This is a genomic window from Geomonas azotofigens (genome assembly GCF_018919395.1).
GTDB classification, from domain to species: Bacteria; Desulfobacterota; Desulfuromonadia; order Geobacterales; family Geobacteraceae; genus Geomonas; species Geomonas azotofigens.
Map to the genome: position 1 here is coordinate 401,004 of NZ_JAHLME010000004.1, position 19,132 is coordinate 420,135.

At 61.4% G+C, this 19,132-nt stretch carries 14 protein-coding genes; 8 read left to right on the top strand and 6 right to left on the bottom strand.

The window, feature by feature from the left end:
- The first annotated feature begins 76 nt into the window (after positions 1–76).
- Together hisI and hisG are read left to right on the top strand one after the other, a co-directional pair.
- Entirely contained in the window at positions 77–454 is a 378-nt protein-coding gene (hisI, locus tag KOL99_RS15915) for a phosphoribosyl-AMP cyclohydrolase (RefSeq protein ID WP_135868296.1), read from the top strand.
- Positions 455–641: 187 nt separating this feature from the next.
- On the top strand, positions 642–1,514 hold the full coding sequence (gene hisG / locus KOL99_RS15920; protein ID WP_216511452.1) for an ATP phosphoribosyltransferase: 873 nt from the start codon (positions 642–644) through the stop codon (positions 1,512–1,514).
- A gap of 549 nt (positions 1,515–2,063) precedes the next feature.
- On the opposite strand, the gene KOL99_RS15925 is transcribed toward hisG, so the two are convergent.
- From KOL99_RS15925 to KOL99_RS15945, 5 genes are all read right to left on the bottom strand, one after another.
- The gene (locus KOL99_RS15925) at positions 2,064–5,039 is read right to left on the bottom strand and encodes a coiled-coil domain-containing protein (protein WP_216511453.1); all 2,976 of its coding nucleotides are present in this window, start codon (positions 5,037–5,039) and stop codon (positions 2,064–2,066) included.
- Positions 5,040–5,356: 317 nt separating this feature from the next.
- Positions 5,357–6,334 (bottom strand): quinone oxidoreductase family protein, encoded by a 978-nt coding sequence (locus tag KOL99_RS15930; RefSeq protein WP_216511454.1) that lies wholly within the window; start codon positions 6,332–6,334, stop codon positions 5,357–5,359.
- A gap of 143 nt (positions 6,335–6,477) precedes the next feature.
- On the bottom strand, positions 6,478–6,669 hold the full coding sequence (locus tag KOL99_RS15935) for a hypothetical protein (RefSeq protein WP_216511455.1): 192 nt from the start codon (positions 6,667–6,669) through the stop codon (positions 6,478–6,480).
- A gap of 52 nt (positions 6,670–6,721) precedes the next feature.
- Complete coding sequence (gene pckA / locus KOL99_RS15940; RefSeq protein ID WP_216511456.1) at positions 6,722–8,311, bottom strand: phosphoenolpyruvate carboxykinase (ATP); 1,590 nt, start codon at positions 8,309–8,311, stop codon at positions 6,722–6,724.
- A 144-nt stretch (positions 8,312–8,455) separates the two neighbouring features.
- Positions 8,456–10,342: a phosphoenolpyruvate carboxykinase (GTP) gene (locus tag KOL99_RS15945; protein ID WP_216511520.1), complete on the bottom strand. Its 1,887-nt coding sequence runs from the start codon at positions 10,340–10,342 to the stop codon at positions 8,456–8,458.
- Positions 10,343–10,897: 555 nt separating this feature from the next.
- Here KOL99_RS15945 and rd point away from each other — a divergent pair.
- Positions 10,898–11,056 (top strand): rubredoxin, encoded by a 159-nt coding sequence (gene rd / locus KOL99_RS15950; RefSeq protein ID WP_199394171.1) that lies wholly within the window; start codon positions 10,898–10,900, stop codon positions 11,054–11,056.
- A gap of 45 nt (positions 11,057–11,101) precedes the next feature.
- Here rd and KOL99_RS15955 read toward each other — a convergent pair whose 3' ends face one another.
- Positions 11,102–12,172, bottom strand: a complete 1,071-nt coding sequence (locus KOL99_RS15955; protein WP_216511457.1) for a pyridoxal-phosphate-dependent aminotransferase family protein — start codon at positions 12,170–12,172, stop codon at positions 11,102–11,104.
- A gap of 343 nt (positions 12,173–12,515) precedes the next feature.
- Between KOL99_RS15955 and der the strand changes: the two genes are divergently transcribed.
- From der to KOL99_RS15980, 5 genes are all read left to right on the top strand, one after another.
- Complete coding sequence (gene der, locus KOL99_RS15960) at positions 12,516–13,838, top strand: ribosome biogenesis GTPase Der (protein WP_216511458.1); 1,323 nt, start codon at positions 12,516–12,518, stop codon at positions 13,836–13,838.
- An 81-nt stretch (positions 13,839–13,919) separates the two neighbouring features.
- Positions 13,920–15,662, top strand: a complete 1,743-nt coding sequence (locus tag KOL99_RS15965; RefSeq protein ID WP_216511459.1) for a DUF4388 domain-containing protein — start codon at positions 13,920–13,922, stop codon at positions 15,660–15,662.
- Position 15,663: 1 nt separating this feature from the next.
- Positions 15,664–16,032: a response regulator gene (locus KOL99_RS15970; RefSeq protein WP_216511460.1), complete on the top strand. Its 369-nt coding sequence runs from the start codon at positions 15,664–15,666 to the stop codon at positions 16,030–16,032.
- A gap of 132 nt (positions 16,033–16,164) precedes the next feature.
- Positions 16,165–18,219, top strand: a complete 2,055-nt coding sequence (locus KOL99_RS15975) for a chemotaxis protein CheA (protein WP_216511461.1) — start codon at positions 16,165–16,167, stop codon at positions 18,217–18,219.
- Positions 18,219–19,019: an ExeA family protein gene (locus tag KOL99_RS15980; RefSeq protein WP_216511462.1), complete on the top strand. Its 801-nt coding sequence runs from the start codon at positions 18,219–18,221 to the stop codon at positions 19,017–19,019. Before KOL99_RS15975 ends, KOL99_RS15980 begins: the two co-directional genes overlap by 1 nt.
- The last annotated feature ends 113 nt before the right edge of the window (positions 19,020–19,132 follow it).

A 19,132-nucleotide genomic window follows, 5' to 3' on the forward strand; every position in this document is an offset into this window, starting at 1 on the left:
TGACACAACTCGCACGAGGGGTGTATTAAAAGACACTTTTTTATCACTAACCGCAGTAGAAGGACTGAGAGAAGCCATGATAAAGATCGATTTCGAGAAGATGGGTGGACTGATCCCTGCTGTCATCCAGGACAATGAAAGCGGGGAAGTGTTGATGGTCGCGTTCATGGACGAGAAGACCCTGAACCTGACCCTGGAAACCGGCAAGACCTGGTTCTTCAGCCGCACCAGGAACAAGTACTGGATGAAGGGCGAGGAGTCCGGTAACACCCAGGAAGTGATCGAGGTGTTGACCGACTGCGATGCCGACACCGTGGTGATCAAGGTGAAGCAGAACGGCCCCGCCGCCTGCCACACCGGCAACCGGAGCTGCTTCTACGTCAAATACGAAAACGGCACCTGGGTCGAGCACTCCAACCCGCTTTTCGATCCCAACACCGTTTATAAAAAGTAAAAAATCAACCATTGGCCACGGAGAAAATCTGAGAACTTCTGAGAAAGTCATGAACCAAAAGCTTTTGGTTTTGACCCCTTCAAGCTTTTTAGGTTCTCTCAGATTTCCTCAGTTTTTCTCCGTGGCCAATGGTTTTTGTTTTATGTTTTTGCCTTTATCTCATTCTTAGTCGTTACAGGGAGGAATCATGGAAAAGTTGAAACTCGGCATTCCCAAGGGAAGCCTTGAAAACGCCACCGTCGACCTGTTCAAGAAAGCCGGCTGGCAGATATCGATCTCTTCGCGCAGCTACTTCCCCGGTATCGATGACGATGAGATCAAGTGCTCCCTCATCCGTCCGCAGGAGATGGGCAAGTATGTCGAGCGCGGCACCATCGACGTCGGCATCGCCGGCCGCGACTGGATCCGCGAGAACGAGTCCGACGTCGTTGAAGTCTGCGAGATGGTCTACTCCAAGGTCTCCCGCCGCCCGGCCCGCTGGGTGCTGGTCGTCAACGGCGACTCCAAGATCCAGGGCCCCGAGGACCTGAGCGGCGCTACGATTTCCACCGAACTGGTCGGCTTCACCAAGCGTTACTTCGCCGAGAGGAACATCCCTGTCACCGTCGAGTTCTCCTGGGGTGCCACCGAGGCGAAGGTCGTCGAGGGGCTGTGCGACGCCATCGTTGAAGTCACCGAGACCGGCTCCACCATCAAGGCCAACGGTCTTCGGATCGTCACCGAGCTGATGGAGTCCGTCCCGGTCATGGTCGTCAACAAGGCCGCCTGGGAAGATCCCTGGAAGCGTGCCAAGATCGAGCAGATCGCGACGCTGTTGCAGTCCTCGCTGCGCGCCGAAGGGATGGTTGGTCTCAAGATGAACGCGCCGAAAGAAAAGGTTGCCGAGATCACCGCCGTCATCCCGAGTCTCAAGAGCCCCACCGTTGCCAACCACTACAACTCCGAATGGGTATCCATCGAGAGCATCATGCCCGAACAGGAAGTCCGCCGCATCGTCCCCGAACTCATCAAACTCGGCGCCGAAGGCATCGTGGAGTACTCGCTCAACAAGATAATCTGAAGCTCGAGGATTAGCACATGCGGCTGGGAGCAATGGGCTGAGGAGGTTCGACCCTCTCGTTGCGACCTTATAGAAAAGGCCCTTGGCGTTGCCAAGGGCCTTTGTCGTCTGCTTAACCGGGTCCATGCCGGGTAACCACCTTCCGCTTCATTGGGAATGATTTCGGACCAGCCGAAAAATGTCACTTCGAGGGGCGAACTGTCATTTCCGACGTGCACGCCACCCGTGGCAGCGTTATTGGAGAGCACCTCCAGAGAGGGGGATGGCGGTGAGAACCCTGTATGTCTTCATCTTCTCTCGTGGGCCTTCTTCCCGTGCACCCGTTCGTAGGCGCGGCAAAAGGGGCAGACGTCCTCCTCTATCTTGTTGACGAAGTTATAGACGAGGCCTTTTTGGTGATAGCGGGCGTGAAGGCACACGGGGCAGAGCTCGCATGCCTTTGCCATGGCTCTGTCGAGTGCGGTGAGGTTCTCCGTTGGGGACATGATCAGGTCCTTTCCACGTTTTCGATAGGTCTACAGCTAGGGGCGTCAAGGGGGAGGCAGGCCACTATTCACTGCTCTCCGGGAATGTATGCGGATTCACATCCTTTGTCAATGACGGCCCCTTGTCTTTGCCGACGACATCTTCTCCCTTCATGATTCGTCGCAGAGGGTCAACCAGGTTTTTGCGGGGTAATTTTTTGACATCGGCTAACCTCATCACCTCCTCCCACTGCAAAAGACCGTCGATTTCGCCCGTGATGTCCTTTAGCCGTATGGAGGAGGTTTGTTGACAATACTCCATGTAATACCATCTGCTGGGAATGTCGGGGCATATTACCGAGCTCACGTTGAACTGGCTGCTAAACTGGTTGGTCTCCAGGTTGTAGAAAAGACCGCGCCCCTTTTTGAACGTCAAAAGAAGAGTTGAGGTTTCAGGGCAGATGCCGCGGACGGCGCTTCCGGAATACATGCCGATGCTGAGGGCATGGGTGTAATCCTTGACCAGGCCCCACTTGAAGTCGCACGCTTTTAACCTGGGGGTGTCAATAAAATAGATCATCCTGTTGCGCTGGTCGAAACCGAAAACGTGCCAGGGTCTCGGGAACTTGTTGGGTGTCCTCAGGTTCCGGTTGCTCAGCCACATATCCGTTTGGGTCCCGAGCGCAAAATAGTCAGGATCGGACGAAGCCCGTGCGATCCCCTCGATAGTCTCCGTGCGAAAGTTGCAGGCAGGGCCGCTATTCCTGCCCAGCCCAACGGTCATCCTGCCCATGCACAGGACCTTGTCGTTGTCGACATTCTTCAAGGCGTAGAAGTACTCCGTTTCCTTGCTGGAAGAGAGATATGCCCGGGGAACCGTGGTGTTCTCCGGTAGGCACAGGGCCTGGGAAAAATCGATGAACGCCGTGAACCTGCTTTCCCTGCCTTTTATGATGGCGCGCCAGTACCTGCTGGTGCCGACCTCGAGAAACAGAAAGAGGTGCCGGTCGGCAATCGCATCGGCCAAGCACAGTCCATGAAATCTCGGGCTTCGCAGCCGCCAGGCCGTCATCTCCACAAAATCGATAAAAAGGACCGATGTCTCGGTTTCATACAGGAAAAGGTGGCGCTCGGTGGAACCGACCGGCTTCAGTCCGGCATTGTCCCTGGTCATGTCGACTTCCATCTCGGGTGAGAGCGACAGGGCCACGGGTACCACATCGATGCTCATCAACACGTTTATTTCCGCTTCGACTGCCGCTACGGCTGCCGGGTCGACCACCAGTTCTCTCAGCGCTGCCGCCCTGGCCGTCTGGCCCGTCATCAGCGCTTCCCGATACTCCTCGAGAAGGGCCTCGCCCCCCTTGTGCGGCCTCAGTTGCTCCAGCAGTTTGTCCATGGCTGCTACATACGTGGATCGCTGTCGTTCCGTCAGGATGTCCAGGGTTGCACGAGCGCTATTCCAGCGGGTGAGAGCCTCGCCATATGCCAGTGCACCTGTCCCAACATCCGCCAGTAATCTGTCAGTCTCTTCGGTTGCCTCGGCTCGAAGTGCTGTGAGTACCGCTTCGTATTCCCGTCCGAAGCTGAGGGCGGTGCGAAAGACTGGCCTCACCTTCTGCAACAGGAGAAACGCCTCGCGGTCACGACCGGCGGCCAACAAAGACTTGGCTTCGACATAGGAAAGCCATGCCTCCTGAGCGTCATGGCGCGAGAGTCTGTCGATCTGGCTGTTGCGATACAGTACCGTAAATAGCGGCGACATGGAGACCGCGTTACGGTACTCCTGGGCGGCGTCCTTCTGGCGCGAGAGCCACAGGATTGCCTCCAGGCACTCCGGCCACTTTTCGTCTCGCAGAGCCTGTTTCAGTGCCTGCAGTCTGTTGTCAATGGTCTCGCGCCTTTCTCTGCTCCTCTCCAGCTGTAAAAGGGCGTTGATTCTCGCGCTGCTGCTTTTATCCTGCTCAAGAAGCTTCGTCAGCAGCCTCTGCCGCTCCTTTGATTCACTGCTGCGTTCGAATGCCTGCCACAACGCGGTTACCTCGGCCTTCTCCTTCATATCTTCGACCAGAGCGATGATCCTGCGCGCCTTTGGGAGGTCCACGCGTGCTGTCAAAGCCTCGCGCGCAAGCGTCAATGCCCGATCCAATTCCCCTCGGGAAAGTTCGGCCTCCGCCCGTTGCAGTACCGGCTCAACCTTGCGGCTTAGCACCTCTTCGATCTCCTTACGAAGGACGTCGAGTCCGGGAATGAGGCCATCTTTTCCTTCGGCCATCCCGACCAGGTGCAATGCGAACGAGGGGTTGCCGTCCTTGAAGGAGAGGCAGGCGTAGGCGTGGAGTGCCTCCTTACCAAGGTCCGAGGGATGCAGAGAATCAAAAACCGCCCCGGCTTCGGCGGGCATCGCATTGCGGTGATAGGCGAGTGCGAGCAGTTCCCGGACCCCTTTCTCTTTCAGTATGTGGGGAGGTTGTGCGAGCAAGGTATCGATGGCAGTCTGGTAGGCGCCAATATGGTGGCACAGGATCAGGATTCCGCTGCAAAGGGTGGGGACATCTCTGCTGGTGTTGGCCCGCATCGCTGCGACTTCCAGCTCCGCGCCGATGTAGTCGTAGTCGTCGAGCAATTGCTGGGCACGCTTTAGACAATCCCTTGGCGAGGTCGGCGAGGCTGTGGTGGCAGATCCCTTGTGCGCCCGTTTGCGCTTGCCGCTCGTCTCCGACACTACCGGACCCAATGTCGCGACCGTGTCAAGAGCCGGAGCCGACAATGCGCCGAGATCGGCATGGCAGGCGTCGACGGTAGGGAGAAACAGGTGTTTGATAAGGACCACGTTCGGAGAACAGGGGTGCGGGATGAGTTGGAACACCTCCCCATAATGCTCCAGCAGCAGGTTTTGCAACTGACTCTTGAGGCGATATCCCTGCTTCTTCTCCGGATCGGGCAGGCAAAGACGGGTGGGGTTAACTTTTTTGATCGCAGTAATGATCCTCTCAGAGGATGGGATTACGGTAGACCGCAAAAGCAGCTCCGCGTTATTCACCTCAAGTTCCCACTCCATAGGGCACCCCTTTCACGAGACTGCAAAGCGAGTTGAATTGCCATTGAATATAGTATTAGATTTTACAAATAATTCAATTGAGGAGTGGAGGCATGTTGACCATTCACCGCCGCGGTTGGTAGTGAATGGTTAGGCCGATGATTGCTGTCCGGAACGTGTTGTGCGGGGTGGTGAAAGGCGGCTGTTCAGCCGGCAGGAGCGTGGGTGGGACATGCGGCTGCAGCAGGGACCTGCAGCCGCGTCAGCTATAGGTTAACTCAAGGCCAAAAGAAGCCTCGTCTTTAGGTTGGTTGCCGGCCGTGGCCTGGTTCCTTTTCTCAGTCGGCAATCAGGATGGTCGAGCCGGTGGTCTGGCGCGCCTCCAGCTCACGGTGGGCCTGGGCCGCGTCCTTTAGCGGAAAGCTCCGGTTGATCTCTATCTTCACCTTGCCGGAGGTGACCATCTCGAACAGTTCAGCGGCAGCCTCCTCCAACTCGGTGCGCTTGGCGATGTAGGTGGCGAGCCCGGTGCGGGTAAGATACAGGGAGCCAAGCTGCGAGAGGAGCAAAAGATCCACCGGCGGCACCGGGCCGGAAGCATTGCCGAAGCTCACCATCAGGCCGCGGGGGCGCAGGCACTTCAGGGAAGTCTCGAAGGTGTCCTTGCCCACCGAGTCGTACACCACCGCTGCGCCGTCTCCGCCGGTGATTTCCTTCACCCTCTCCAGGATGTTTTCGGTGCGGTAGTTGATGCAATAGTCGGCGCCGTGCTGCCGCGCCAGCGCGCATTTCTCCTCCGAACCAGCCGTGCCGATCACCTTCGCTCCCAGCGCCCTCAGCCACTGGCAGGCGATGGTGCCGACGCCGCCGGCCGCGGCATGAAACACGACCGTCTCCCCGGCCTGCACCCGGTAGGTCCTCCGGACCAGGTACTGTACGGTGAGGCCCTTGAGCATCATCCCGGCGGCCTGTTCGAAGGAGACGGCATCGGGGAGCAGGCAGAGCCGGTCCGCCTTGATGATGCGTGACTCGCAGTAGCCGCCGCCGGAAGTGCCGGCATACGCCACGCGGTCTCCTGGCGTAAACAGAGTAACCCCCTCGCCTACGGCCTCGACCACGCCGGCACCTTCGTTGCCGGCGATGGCCGGCAGCGGCATCTTGTAGAGGCCGCTGCGCTGGTACACGTCGACGAAGTTGACCCCGACCGCCTTGTGACGTATCCGGACCTCGCCCGGTCCCGGCTCCGGGACCTCGACCTCCATCCACTTCAGCACCTCGGGCCCGCCGAATTGTTCAAAGCAGATTGCTTTTGACATGGATTGCCTCCCGCGGCGTCATTTGCCGCTAACAAAAAGGCCGCCCATCACAGGACGGCCCTTCATGTTTATGCTTGCTGCCACGGCGGTTGCCGGAGTCGGCGAAGGTTTCGCGTTTCTGCCAGCCGCCCCGTGACAATGGGTTACGAAATCATCTCGCAGTCGTCTTCGGGCCAGCTGTCCAGGCTTCCGTCGGAGAGTTCCACCTGCACGGTGTCCCCCTCGATGGTGCAGCCGTAGCTCAAGCCGATCTCGCCGGTCTTGGTGTTTTTCACCTGGACCCGCTGCTCCTTCCTCTCGGTCGTGTCACATATCTCTGAATGTACCCTTTTCATGGTAACCTCCTGAGCTCTGCATTAATGATAGCAGCGTCGTTTTCCAGCGCAACTAGAGAACTGCGGCGATCTCCGGCGATGCGGTGTCCTTGAACTGCTCGAAGTTCTTGCGGAACATCTCGACGAGCCTTCGGGCCGCCGCGTCGTAGGCGGCCTTGTCGCTCCAGGCGTTTCTCGCGTTCAGGATCTCCGCCGGGACTCCGGGGCAACTGGTGGGGATGTCCAGGCCGAATACGGGGTCCTTGACGAAGCTGCCGGCGCTCAGCATCCCGTCCAGCGCCGCGTTAACCAGGGCGCGCGAGTAGGCGATCTTCATCCTCGCGCCAACGCCGGGACCGCCGCCGCTCCAGCCGGTGTTCACCAGCCAGCAATCGACCTTGTTGGAGCCGATCTTCTTGCCGAGGAGGTCGGCGTACAGGGAAGGCCTGAGCGCCATGAAGGGGGCACCGAAGCAGGCGGAGAAGGTGGCCTGCGGCTCGGTAACGCCCGCCTCGGTCCCGGCCACCTTGGCGGTGTATCCGGACAGGAAGTGGTACATGGCCTGCTCGGCGGTGAGTCGCGCGATCGGCGGCAAAACCCCGAAGGCGTCGCAGGTGAGCATGATCACGTTAGTCGGGTGGCCGCCGGTGCCGCCGGGGATGATGTTGGGGATGTGGGTGATCGGGTAGGAGGCCCGGGTGTTCTCGGTGAAGGAGGCGTCATCGAGATCGATGCGGCGCGAGATGGTGTCGATGGCGACGTTCTCCAGGATGGTGCCGAACCTCCGGGTGCACTGGTAGATCTCCGGCTCACTCTCGGCGGAGAGGTTGATCACCTTGGCGTAGCACCCTCCCTCGAAGTTGAAGACGCCGGCCTCGTCCCAGCCATGCTCGTCGTCGCCGATCAGCAGGCGGTTCGGGGCCGCGGAGAGCGTGGTCTTGCCGGTGCCGGAAAGGCCGAAGAAGATGGCCACGTCGCCGTCGGGGCCGGTGTTGGCCGAGCAGTGCATCGACATCACGTTCTTTTGCGGCAGGAGGTAGTTGAGCACGGTGAAGATCGACTTCTTGATCTCGCCGGCGTAGCTGGTGCCGCCGATGATCACCATCTTCCTGGCGAAGTTGATGATGATGAAGGCTTCCGAGTTGGTGCCGTCGACGCTGGGCTGGGCATGGAAGGCGGGGAGGTCGATGACGGTGAACTCGGTCTGGTGGGTGAGGAGTTCCTCCTGGGTCGCGCGCAGGAACATGTTGCGGGCGAACAGGGAGTGCCAGGCGCGTTCCGTTATGATGCGCACCGGGATGCGGTGGTCAGGGCTCGCCCCGGCGAAGCAGTCCTGGACGAAGAGGTCGCGCCCCTGCATGTAGTTGCACATCTTCTGGTAGAGCGCATCGAACTTGTCGGCGGGGAAGGGGCGGTTCACCTTGCCCCAGTTGATGTGGGCGCTCGAGGAGGGCTCGTCGACGATGAACTTGTCGTTGGCCGCGCGCCCGGTGTAGTGCCCGGTCTTGACCGCGAGCGCGCCCAGGTGCGAGATGAGCCCTTCGCCGCGGCGCACCACCTGTTCGTAGAGGACGGAGGTGGGGGAGGTCCAGTAGATCAGGTTCGCGTTGTGTATGCCATGCTGCTCCAGCCCGTTGCCCCTGGTGATATCGTTTAATCTCACTGCTCCCTCCCTCTCTCATTGGATCCGCGCCAAGTGTAAAAGATATCAGGGGCAGGTAGCTTTGCAACCGGCGCGGCAAAGCAAAAGGGCCCCGGTCATTAAGACCGGGGCCCTTGCTTGTTTCATTGGTACAAAAGCGACTCGTTAGTCGTTGAACCCTTCGGCGGAGGCCGGGTTGTACTGCTCCCAGTGCTCCGGGGAGCGCCACAGGCCGGAAAGGATCATCTCGCGGATGTGGAGGAACTCCTTCGGGAGACGGTCGTACATCTTCACGAACAGCTCCTCGTGGGAGAGGATCTCTTCCTTCCAGACGTCGCGGTCGATGGACATGAGCTCCTGGTACTGCTCGCGGGAGACCTCGTTCAAGCCGGTCCAGTCGAGGTCCTCGTAGCGCGGCATCCACCCAAGCGGGCTCTCCACGGAGGCGCCGCGGCCGTTGGCGCGGTCGGCGATCCACTTCAGGACGCGCATGTTCTCGCCAAAGCCCGGCCAGAGGAACTTGCCGTTGGCGTCCTTGCGGAACCAGTTGACCGAGAAGATGCGCGGCGGGTTCGGAGTGGTGCGGCCGACCTGGAGCCAGTGGTTGAAGTAGTCGGCGACGTGGTAGCCGGTGAAGGGGAGCATCGCGAACGGGTCGCGACGGACGTTGCCGATGGCGCCCACGGCGGCCGCGGTGGTCTCGCTCCCCATGGTGGCGGCGAGGTAGACGCCGTAGCTCCAGTTGAAGGACTGGTACACCAGCGGGATCACGTTGTTGCGGCGGCCACCGAACACGAACGCCTTCATGGGCACGCCCTTCGGGTCTTCCCAGGCCGGGTCGATGGAGGGGCACTGCGAGGCCGGGGAGGTGAAGCGGGAGTTCGGGTGCGCGGCGTTGCGGCCGCAGCCCGGGGTCCACTCGTTACCCTGCCAGTCGGTCAGCTTCGCCGGGAGCTCGTCGGTCATCCCTTCCCACCAGACGTCGCCGTCCGGGGTGAGCGCCACGTTGGTGAAGATGGTGTTCTTGGCGCAGGAGTGCATCGCGTTCGGGTTGGACTTGAACGAGGTGCCCGGGGCCACGCCGAAGAAGCCGGCTTCCGGGTTGATGGCGTAGAGCTGGCCGTCGGGGCCGGGCTTGATCCAGGCGATGTCGTCGCCCACGGTGGAGATCTTGTAGCCGCTCTTCGCGAAGTGGTCGGGCGGGACCAGCATGGAGAGGTTGGTCTTGCCGCAGGCGCTCGGGAAGGCGGCGCCCAGGTAGGTCTTCTCACCTTCCGGGGTCTCGATGCCGAGGATCAGCATGTGCTCGGCCAGCCACCCCTCGTCCTTGGCGATCTTGGACGCGATCCTGAGCGCGAGGCACTTCTTGCCCAGGAGGGCGTTGCCGCCGTAGCCGGAGCCGAAGGACCAGATGGAGCGCTCCTCGGGGAAGTGGACGATGTACTTCTCCTTGTTGCACGGCCAGGGCACGTCTTTCTGGCCCGGGGCGAGCGGTGCGCCGACCGAGTGCAGGCAGGGGACGAACTCGCCGTTCTCGCCGAGGATGTCGACGACCTTCTTGCCCATGCGGGTCATGATCTTCATGTTGACCGCGACGTACGGGGAGTCGGAGATCTCGACGCCGATCTTGGCGATGTTGGAGCCCAGGGGACCCATGGAGAAGGGAATGACGTACATGGTGCGCCCCTTCATGCAGCCGGTGAAGAGGCCGGTCAGGGTCTTCTTCATCTCTTTCGGGTGCACCCAGTTGTTGGTCGGGCCGGCATCCTGCTTGGCGATGGAGCAGATGAAGGTGCGGTCCTCGACGCGCGCTACGTCGCCGGGATCGGACAGGGCCAGGTAGCTGTTCGGGCGCTTCTCCGGGTTCAGCTTCCGGAAGGTGCCGCCTTTGACCAGCAGTTCGCAGAGGCTGTTGTACTCCGCCTCGGTCCCGTCGCACCAGTGGATCTGGTCCGGCTGGCACATCTCGGCCACTTCCTTAACCCAGGCCAGCAGCTGCTTGTTCTTCACTTCGTAATTCATGGATATTCCCTCCTTTGGGTATTGCTTCATCGCATTTTTAGAAGAGACCAACCCCTCCGCGGTGCTGCTAATCTCACAGGTTTCCATAGTTGTCCTCTCTGCCGTGATGGCGGTGGACCGGAACAGGACCGACGAGACCCATGCTGGGCCGCTCGATGCGGTGCCGGCCTACGGTTGATGTTTCGTTAGCGTCGGTTAGATGGGTTTATGTTGCCGTGCCTTGGTTATTTGGGTACGTCGTACGCGGGGTGCTGGGAAGTGAGGCCCTCGCCCTGACTGACGATTCGCTCTGTGAGATCGTGGCGTGTGTTCTTTGAGAGACATGCACCAACTGATGTCATCGAACGACTCTCCGCTCTCCTCTCTGAGCCATGATTTTAATGATCACAAAATAACACAAGGGCTTTTAAAAGCAAGAGCAAATGTATACAGCCGCCCAATTGACACGCAGTGTCAGTCTGTTAGACTTTTGCCGGACTTCAGGCTGTCTGTCGTTCCTGCCGAGTCAGTCCCGCCGAACATTAAACAGTCAGACTCTTCGCCGACCGAGCATCGGCCTCACCTTGAAAGCACAGGGGGTATTCAATGGAGCCTTACATCTGCACCGTCTGCCAGTACGTCTACGACCCCTACCTGGGGGACCCGGAGAACGGGGTGCCGCCCGGAACCCCCTTCGCCGACCTGCCCGACGACTGGGTCTGCCCCATCTGCGGGGTGGGCAAGGAGGCGTTCGAGCCGGAGTAGCGCATGCAAAAAGGGGGGGAGCTGAACTGCTCCCCCCCTTCGCCTTTAGAGACCCTGCAGCAGTCCCTCCAATTCGGTTGTGATCTGTTCGAGATCTTCCAGCCTCATGTCGCCCATGTGCGCGACGCGGAAAGTCTTCCCTTTCAGTTTCCCGTAACCGTCGTCGAACGCGATGCCGCGCTCGCCCAGCTGTTTCTTGATCAGGGCCAGGTCCACGCCGCGGTCGTTGGTGGCGCAGGTAAGGGTCACCGAGCGGTACGGCTCGGCCGGCAGGATGCCGAAGCCGTGCTGTCCAACCCAGGCGCGCATGAAGTCCGCCATCTCCTGGTGACGCTGGAAGCGCCGCTCGAGCCCTTCCGCGAAGATGCGCTCCAACTGCAGGTTCATGGCATAGATGAGCGAGATGCACGGCGTGGACGGGGTGTTGTCCTTCTCGTCGGCCGCAAGGAATTCCAGGAAGTCGAAGTAGTAGCCGCGACCGGGGACGGTCTTGGCGCGCTCGAGCGCTTTTTCACTGGCGGTGAAGACGGCGAGACCCGGCGGGAGCGCGAAGGCCTTCTGCACGCCGAAGACGCAGCAGTCGATGCCCAGCTCGTCGATGGGGATGTCGAGTGCGCTCATCGAGGAGACGGTGTCGATGATCGAGACGACGTCCGGGTACTTCTTGAGCACCGCCCCGATCTCGGGAAGCGGGCTCATGGTGCCGGTGGAGGTCTCGTTGTGGATCAGGGTGATGGCGTCGTACTTGCCGGTGGCAAGCGCCGCGTCCACCATCTCGGCGGTGATGGGCTGGCCCCACTCGGCCTTGAAGGGGTCGGCCTCCTTGCCGCAGGAGAGGGTGACCTTGTGCCACTTGTCGGAGAAGGCGCCGTTGCAGAAGTTGGCGCAGCGCTTGCCGACCAGGTTCCTCACCGCACCCTCCATGGCGCCGAAGGCGCTCGAGGTGGAGAGGAAGACCTTCTCCTTGGTGGACATGAGTTGCTTCAGCTTGTCGGTCACGCCCTTGTGCAGGCGCGCGTACTCCGGCATGCGGTGGCCGATCATCGGCGTAGCCATGGCCTCGAGGATCTCCGGGCTCACTTCGATCGGCCCGGGGATATACAGCTTCTTGTGCATGTAGGCTCCGTATCAAGCTTTTTTTGCCGGCAGCGTGCGGCGGGGAGGGGGTGGGAAAGGGGCGCGGCGCCAAGGTGCGAGCGGTCCGCAAGCCTGCTGCAGGCGGATCGCCAACCTAGCAGATTACGCCTTCGATGTCAATTCTCACGTCCCTGGTTTGCAAGACAAAATGGGCGGGTCAGGCCGCGCGGGGAAAGGTGGCGGGGCGCTCCTTCCTGCAGACGGTATATGTTGCTTATTATGAAGCAAAATGTTACACATACCGGTTAGCTGTCAAATACATTAAAACGGAAAGCTGCGCCATTTTAGCCGGTTACGCTTGGCCCCTTCCCGCTAGGAAATCATGAAACCTATTATTGCCATCGTCGGACGCCCCAACGTGGGTAAATCCACCCTTTTCAACAGGCTGGTCGGGCGCCGCAAGGCGATGGTCGACGACATGCCCGGGGTGACCCGGGACCGCAACTACGCCGAGGTGAACCGCTTCGACATCCCCTTCATCCTGGTCGACACCGGCGGCTTCGAGCCGGAGACATCGGACAAGCTGTTGCAGCAGATGCGCGAGCAGTCCCGCTTCGCCATGGAGGAGGCCGATCTCATCCTGTTCCTCATGGACGCCCGCGGCGGACTGACCCCCGCCGACCGCGACGTGGTGGAGATGCTCAGGCGCATCAACAAGCCGGTCTTCTACATCATCAACAAGGTGGACGGCGAGAAGCAGGAGGCCGACGCGGGGGACTTCTACTCGCTGGGGGTGGACCACATCCACACCATCTCCGCCGAGCACAACCGCGGCGTGGGCGACCTGATGGACGAGGTGCTGGCCGCGCTCCCCTACAACCGGGACAAGGACGAGGACGAGGAAATCACCAAGATCGCGGTCGTGGGGCGCCCGAACGTGGGCAAGTCCACCCTGGTGAACCGTCTTTTGGGCTACGAGCGCGTGGTGGCCAACCCCACCGCCGGCACCACCCGGGACGCGGTCGACACCCGCTTCACCGTCAACAAGAAGCCCTACCTGTTGATCGATACCGCCGGCATCCGCAGGAAGGGGAAGACGGTCCAGAAGATCGAGAAGTATTCCGTGGTGGATGCGCTGCGCTCCATCGACCGCGCCGACGTCGTGCTCATCGTTTTGAACGCCGAGGACGGGGTCACCGAGCAGGACACCAAGATCGCCGGCTACGCCTACGAGGCGGGGCGCGGCTGCATCTTCGTGGTCAACAAGTGGGACACGGTGCAAAAGGACAACTCCACCATCGGGAAGTTCACCGACGATATCCGCCGCAACTTCAAGTACCTTCCCTTCGCGCCGATCCTGTTCGTGTCGGCCCAGAGCGGGCAGCGCACCGGCAAGATCGTCGCCGAGGTGGACCAGGTGATGGAGCAGTACTGCAAAAGGGTGAGTACCGGCGAGTTGAACCGCATCTTCAACCAGGCCGTGGATGAGAACCACGCTCCGCTGGACGGCGGCAGGCGGGTGAAATTTTACTATGCGACGCAGGTGGGTATCAAACCTCCTTCCTTTGTCGTCTTTACCAATCGCCCGGAGGGGATTCATTTTTCCTATGAGCGGTACATCATGAACCGTTTTAGAGAGGCGTTCGGCTTCAGCGGTACTCCTTTAAAGCTTATTTTCCGCGGCAGAGACAAGAAAGATACCTAAATCATTCTTTACTTGGCCGATACGATGGTTTAGTATGATGCCTATTTCTAACCCACCCCCTACCAACAGCGAGCGGCATCAATGAGTCTAGTCGGCAATTTGGAAGATCTCGGCTTAGGCGAGATCCTGCAGATCGTAAGCCTGAGCAGGAGGTCCGGCGTGCTCGCCCTGCAAAGCAGGGGGCGGGAGGCGCGGGTGATCTTCCGCAACGGGCAGGTGATCCGCGCCACATCCTCGACCTTCCAGCAGAATCTGGGCGAGGTGCTGATCCAGCAGGGGGTCATCGACCTGGGGGTCCTCAAGCGGGCGCTCAGCATACAGGCCGACGAGGGGTACACCCAGCTTCTGGGCGTGATCATGGTGGAGCGCTTCGGGGTGAGCGCGGACGCCATCGAAGCCGTGGTGCGCGAGCAGATCGAGAACGTGGTCTATTCGCTCTTCGCCTGGGCCGAGGGGACCTTCGAATTCGAGCTGCAGGAGATTGGGGACGGCGACAACGCCCGCCTGGACCCGGTGCAGTTCATGCTGAAACAGGGGCTCAACCCGCAGTACCTCGCCATGGAAGGCTCCCGCATCATCGACGAACAGCGCCACCGCGGCGAGGGGGAAGACGAACAGGGCGCCCACCACGACGACTCGGTCGACTTCGCCTTCGACCTGCTGCAGGAGCCCTCCGCCGCAGCACCGGCCACTCCCCCCCCCGCACCCGATACTCCATCTCTTTCCGCCCATGCACAACCCGAGGCCTTCCCGACTCCGTCGCCCGCCGCGGCCGCGCCCGCGGGCTCGGCGCAAGGCAAGCCGCTGGTGCTCGTGGACGACGACCCGACCACGCTCACGGCCCTGACCTCGCTCCTTGCCGGACAGGGGTACCGCTTGGAGCCCATGGAGCGCGGCGAGGACGCGCTGATCCGGGTCGATTCGCTCTACCGCGACGGCGTGCGCCCGACGGTGCTGGTCGACCTGATCATGCCGCGCATGGACGGCACCGGCCTCCTGGGCGGTCTCGAGCTCATGGAGCTTGTACGCAACAATTTCCCGGAGTTGCCGCTTCTGGGGCTCTCGGACTTCGAAAACGAGGATGCGCAGCGCAAGATGCGCGCCTTGGGCATCCCGCTGCTCATGAAACCTCTGAAGAGCGAGATCCACGATTCCCTCGACAGCTTCGGGCCGAGGCTGCTCGGTGCGCTGGAGAGCGTGGCCGCCGGCGAGGATGCGGGTTTCACCAGCGTCAACATCGGCGACGAGTTGAGGCTGGAGATGGGCGAGGAACCGGCCCTCTCCGCGCCGCACCTGAACCAGAGCACGGGGATCTCGCAGTTGCGCGGCATGCTCGAGGAGCTCAACAACCCGCAGCTTGGCGGTGGCATCATCCTGCTGGTGCTCCGCTTCGCGGCCGAGTTCGTGAACCGCGCGGTGGTGCTGCTGGTCAAGAAGGAAAGTGTCCAGGGGCTGGGGCAGTTCGGACTTCAGGATGGACGGGCCGACTCGCGGGTCCGCAACCTCTCCATTCCCAGGGGGGAGCCGTCGCTGTTCACCCAGGTGCTCGAGAGCCGTTTCCCGGTGAAAGGGGAGGTCGACGCCTCGGTGTGGACCCACTACTTCCTGGAGCAGTTGGGCGGCGGGCGTCCCGCGGAGTATTTCGTGGGGCCGATAGTGAGCGAAGGCAAGGTGGTCGCGATCCTCTACGGCGACAACCTGCCCGAGGACCAGCCGATCGGCGACACCGATTCGCTGGAGATATTCCTGTGCCAGGCCGGCATAGCCATGGAAAAAGCCCTGTTGCAGCGCAGGCTGCAGGAGCAGGGACGGGGAGAAATGTGACGTGAAGAGGATACTGATTGCGGAAGATTCCAACACCATGCGTTCCATGCTGGTTTCCACCATAGACGAACTGGAAAAATACACCATCGTCGAGGCCGCCAGCGGCTTCGAGGCGTTGCGCCTTTTGCCGCGGGAGCAGGTGGACCTCATCATCACCGACATCAACATGCCCGACATCAACGGGCTCGAACTGATCAGCTACGTGCGCAACAACCCCAACTACCAGTCCATCCCCCTTTTCATCGTATCCACCGAGAGCGGCGAGAAGGATCTCGAGAAGGGGCTCGCCCTGGGCGCCAACGAGTACCTGGTCAAGCCCTTCGACCCGGTGAAGCTGCAGGAGCTGGTCTCCAAGTACCTGGGGGACTAGGAACCGGTTCTACGTTCTGTGTTCTACGTTGACCCACAAGTAGGGAACTAGGAGTCGGAACATAGAACTTGAGAACTTAAAACTAGAGCTTTGAACGTAGAACGTAGAACGTCTTCTTAAAAAAGAGAGTCTATGAGCGTCGAGGATAACATAGGGAAAGCGTTGAAGGACTTTTTGGCCGAGGCCGAGGAGATCCTGGACCAGTTGAGTCTTGACCTGGTCTCGTTGAGTGACTGCGCCGACGGCGGTGAATGCAGCCCGGACCTCGTGAACTCCGTGTTCCGCGGGGCGCACTCCCTCAAGGGGCTTGCCGGGATGTTCGGTCTCTCCGACATCGCGGAACTGGGGCACCACCTGGAGAACCTGCTCGACGCCCTGAGGCTGGGCAAGGTGGAGTTGGACCAGGCGGTGGTGAGCACCCTGTTCGAGTCCACCGAGCTCTTGGCGCACCTGGTGCGCAGCGCCGGCGAGACCGGCGGCGAGGGGACCGACCTTTCCGGCGCCATGCAGCGCATCAACGATTGCCTGACCCGCGGCCCCAAGGCGAACCAGGATTCCCCCCTGGCACGGCTCAACATCCCCGAACGGGTGCTCTCCTCGATGACCGAGTACGAGGAGCATCGCCTGCTGGAAAACGTGAAGAAGGGGCGCCACATCCACTCGATCCGGGTGTCGCTGCTTCTTGCAAGCTTCGACTCCGACCTCATGGAGCTGACCGACGCGCTGAAGCAGGCGGGCGAGGTGATCAGCACGCTTCCCTCCGCCTCCAGCGGGCTCGACGCCGGCATCGACTTCGAGATCCTCTTCGGCTCCGAGCTCTCCGCCGGCGCACTCACCCCCATCATCGACCGCGAGCACCTGAGCATCACCACCTTCGGCGAGCCGGCGCGGGAAGAGGGCGCGGGCGGCGGCGCTGAGGCTGCGCCGGTCGCGGAACCTGCCGGTGCGGAAGGGGACTTCCCGGCCCCGGCTGCCGGCGAGGCGGGCGCCATCAGCGCCAAGAGCATGAGCCGCACCGTGCGCGTCGACATCGGCAAGCTCGACCTTTTGATGAACATCGTGGGGGAACTGGTGCTCTCCCACTCCATGATCGCCGACGTCGCCGCGCGCATGCGCCGCGACGGCCTCATCGTCCCCTCACAGGAGCTGAACAAGGCGGCCAAGGGGCTCGAGAAGAAGCTCTCGGAACTGCAGAAGGGGGTCATGGAGATCAGGATGATCCCGGTCGGGCAGCTCTTCGACAAGATGACCCGCATCATCAGGAAGATCGCCCGCGAGCAGGGAAAGAAGGTCGAGCTGAAGCTCTACGGGGTGGACACGGAGCTGGACAAGCTCATCATCGAGGACATCTCCGACCCGGTCATGCACATCGTCAGAAACAGCATCGACCACGGCATCGAGACCCCCGAAGAGCGGCGGGCGGCGGGCAAGGACGAGAAGGGGACCATCACCCTCTCCTCCTACCAGAAGGGAAACCACGTCGTCATCCAGATCGACGACGACGGCGGCGGCATCGACGTGGCGCGCGTGAAGCAGAAGGCGGTGAAACTCGGCATCATCTCCTCCGTCGACGAGGTGAGCGACCGCGACGCGCTCGACTTCATCTTCCGCCCCGGGTTCTCCACTACCGAGACCGTGAGCGAGATCTCCGGGCGCGGCGTGGGCATGGACGTGGTGCGCACCAACATCGCCGCCCTGTCCGGCCTCATCGACGTCGAGAACTTCCCGGGGCAGGGGGCGCGCTTCATCATCACCCTCCCCATCACGCTGGCCATCATCAAGGCGCTCATCATCTCCACCGCCGGGCGCACCTACGCGCTCCCCATCACCTCGGTGCTCGAGAGCATCATCGTGGAGCAAAAGGAGATCAAGACGGTCGAGCGCAAGGAAGTGATCCAGCTGCGCGAGTCGACCCTGCCCCTGTTGCGCCTCTCCGAGCTCTTCGAACTGAAGGGGGCGACGGTACCGGAGAGCTGCTACGTGGTCGTGGTCGGGGTCGCCGAGAAGAGGCTGGGACTCGTGGTGGATGACCTCCTGGGACAGCAGGACATCGTCATCAAGTCCATCGGCGACACCTTCGCCGGTTTCCGCGGCATCTCCGGGGCCGCGGACCTGGGCGACCAGCGCACCATCCTCGTTCTCGACGTCGGTAGCGTCATCGCCGAGGCCACCCGAGGGAGCGCCTGATGTACAAGGAATTTTACGGCCTCACCGAAAAGCCCTTCAGCAAGACCCCCGATCCCCGCTTCCTCTACATGAGCTCGGGGCACCAGGAGGCGCTGGCGCGGCTGGAGTACGCGGTCGAGGAGAGCGAGATCGCCCTCCTGACCGGTGACATCGGTTGCGGCAAGACCACCATCTCGCGCGCCCTCATGGACCGGATGGGGGACGGTTACCATTTCATGTTCGTGTTCAATCCGCGCCTGACCGCCGACGAGCTGCTGCGGGTGATCGCGTCCGGGCTGCAGGTGAACGAGCCGTCGTTGCAGAAGGACCAGCTCCTGAAGGAGATCACCACGGCGCTGTACCGGCTGCACGGCGAGGGGCGGGTCCCGGTGGTGGTGATCGACGAGGCGCAGATGATCCCGGACCGGGAGCTCTTCGACGAACTGCGTCTTTTGACCAACTTCCAGCTCGACGACCGCAACCTGGTGAGCGTGATCATCATGGGGCAGCCTGAGCTGCGCGAGATGCTGGCCTCCCCGGTGTACGAGCCGTTCCGGCAGCGCATATCGCTCAACTTCCACCTGGCGCCCCTGGGACTGGAGGAGACGCTGGAATACCTCGACTTCAGGATCGTGGCGGCCGGCGGCGAACCGGGCCTTTTTTCGCCGGACGCCGTGCAGCGGATCTACGAGCTCTCCGGCGGGGTGCCGCGCCGCATCAACGCGGTGGCCACCAACGCGCTCCTGATCGGCTACGGCAGGGACGCCGCCCTGATCGACGCCTCGATCATCGAGGAGACCGCGGCGGAGTTGCTGGCTTAGGACCGGTTCTCTGTTCTACGTTCCAGGTTCTACGTTAACTGACAGAACCGCCTTTGCGCTTGCCGCGTCGCTGGGATTGCCTGGAGAGCGGACACCGGAAACAAACGTAGGAC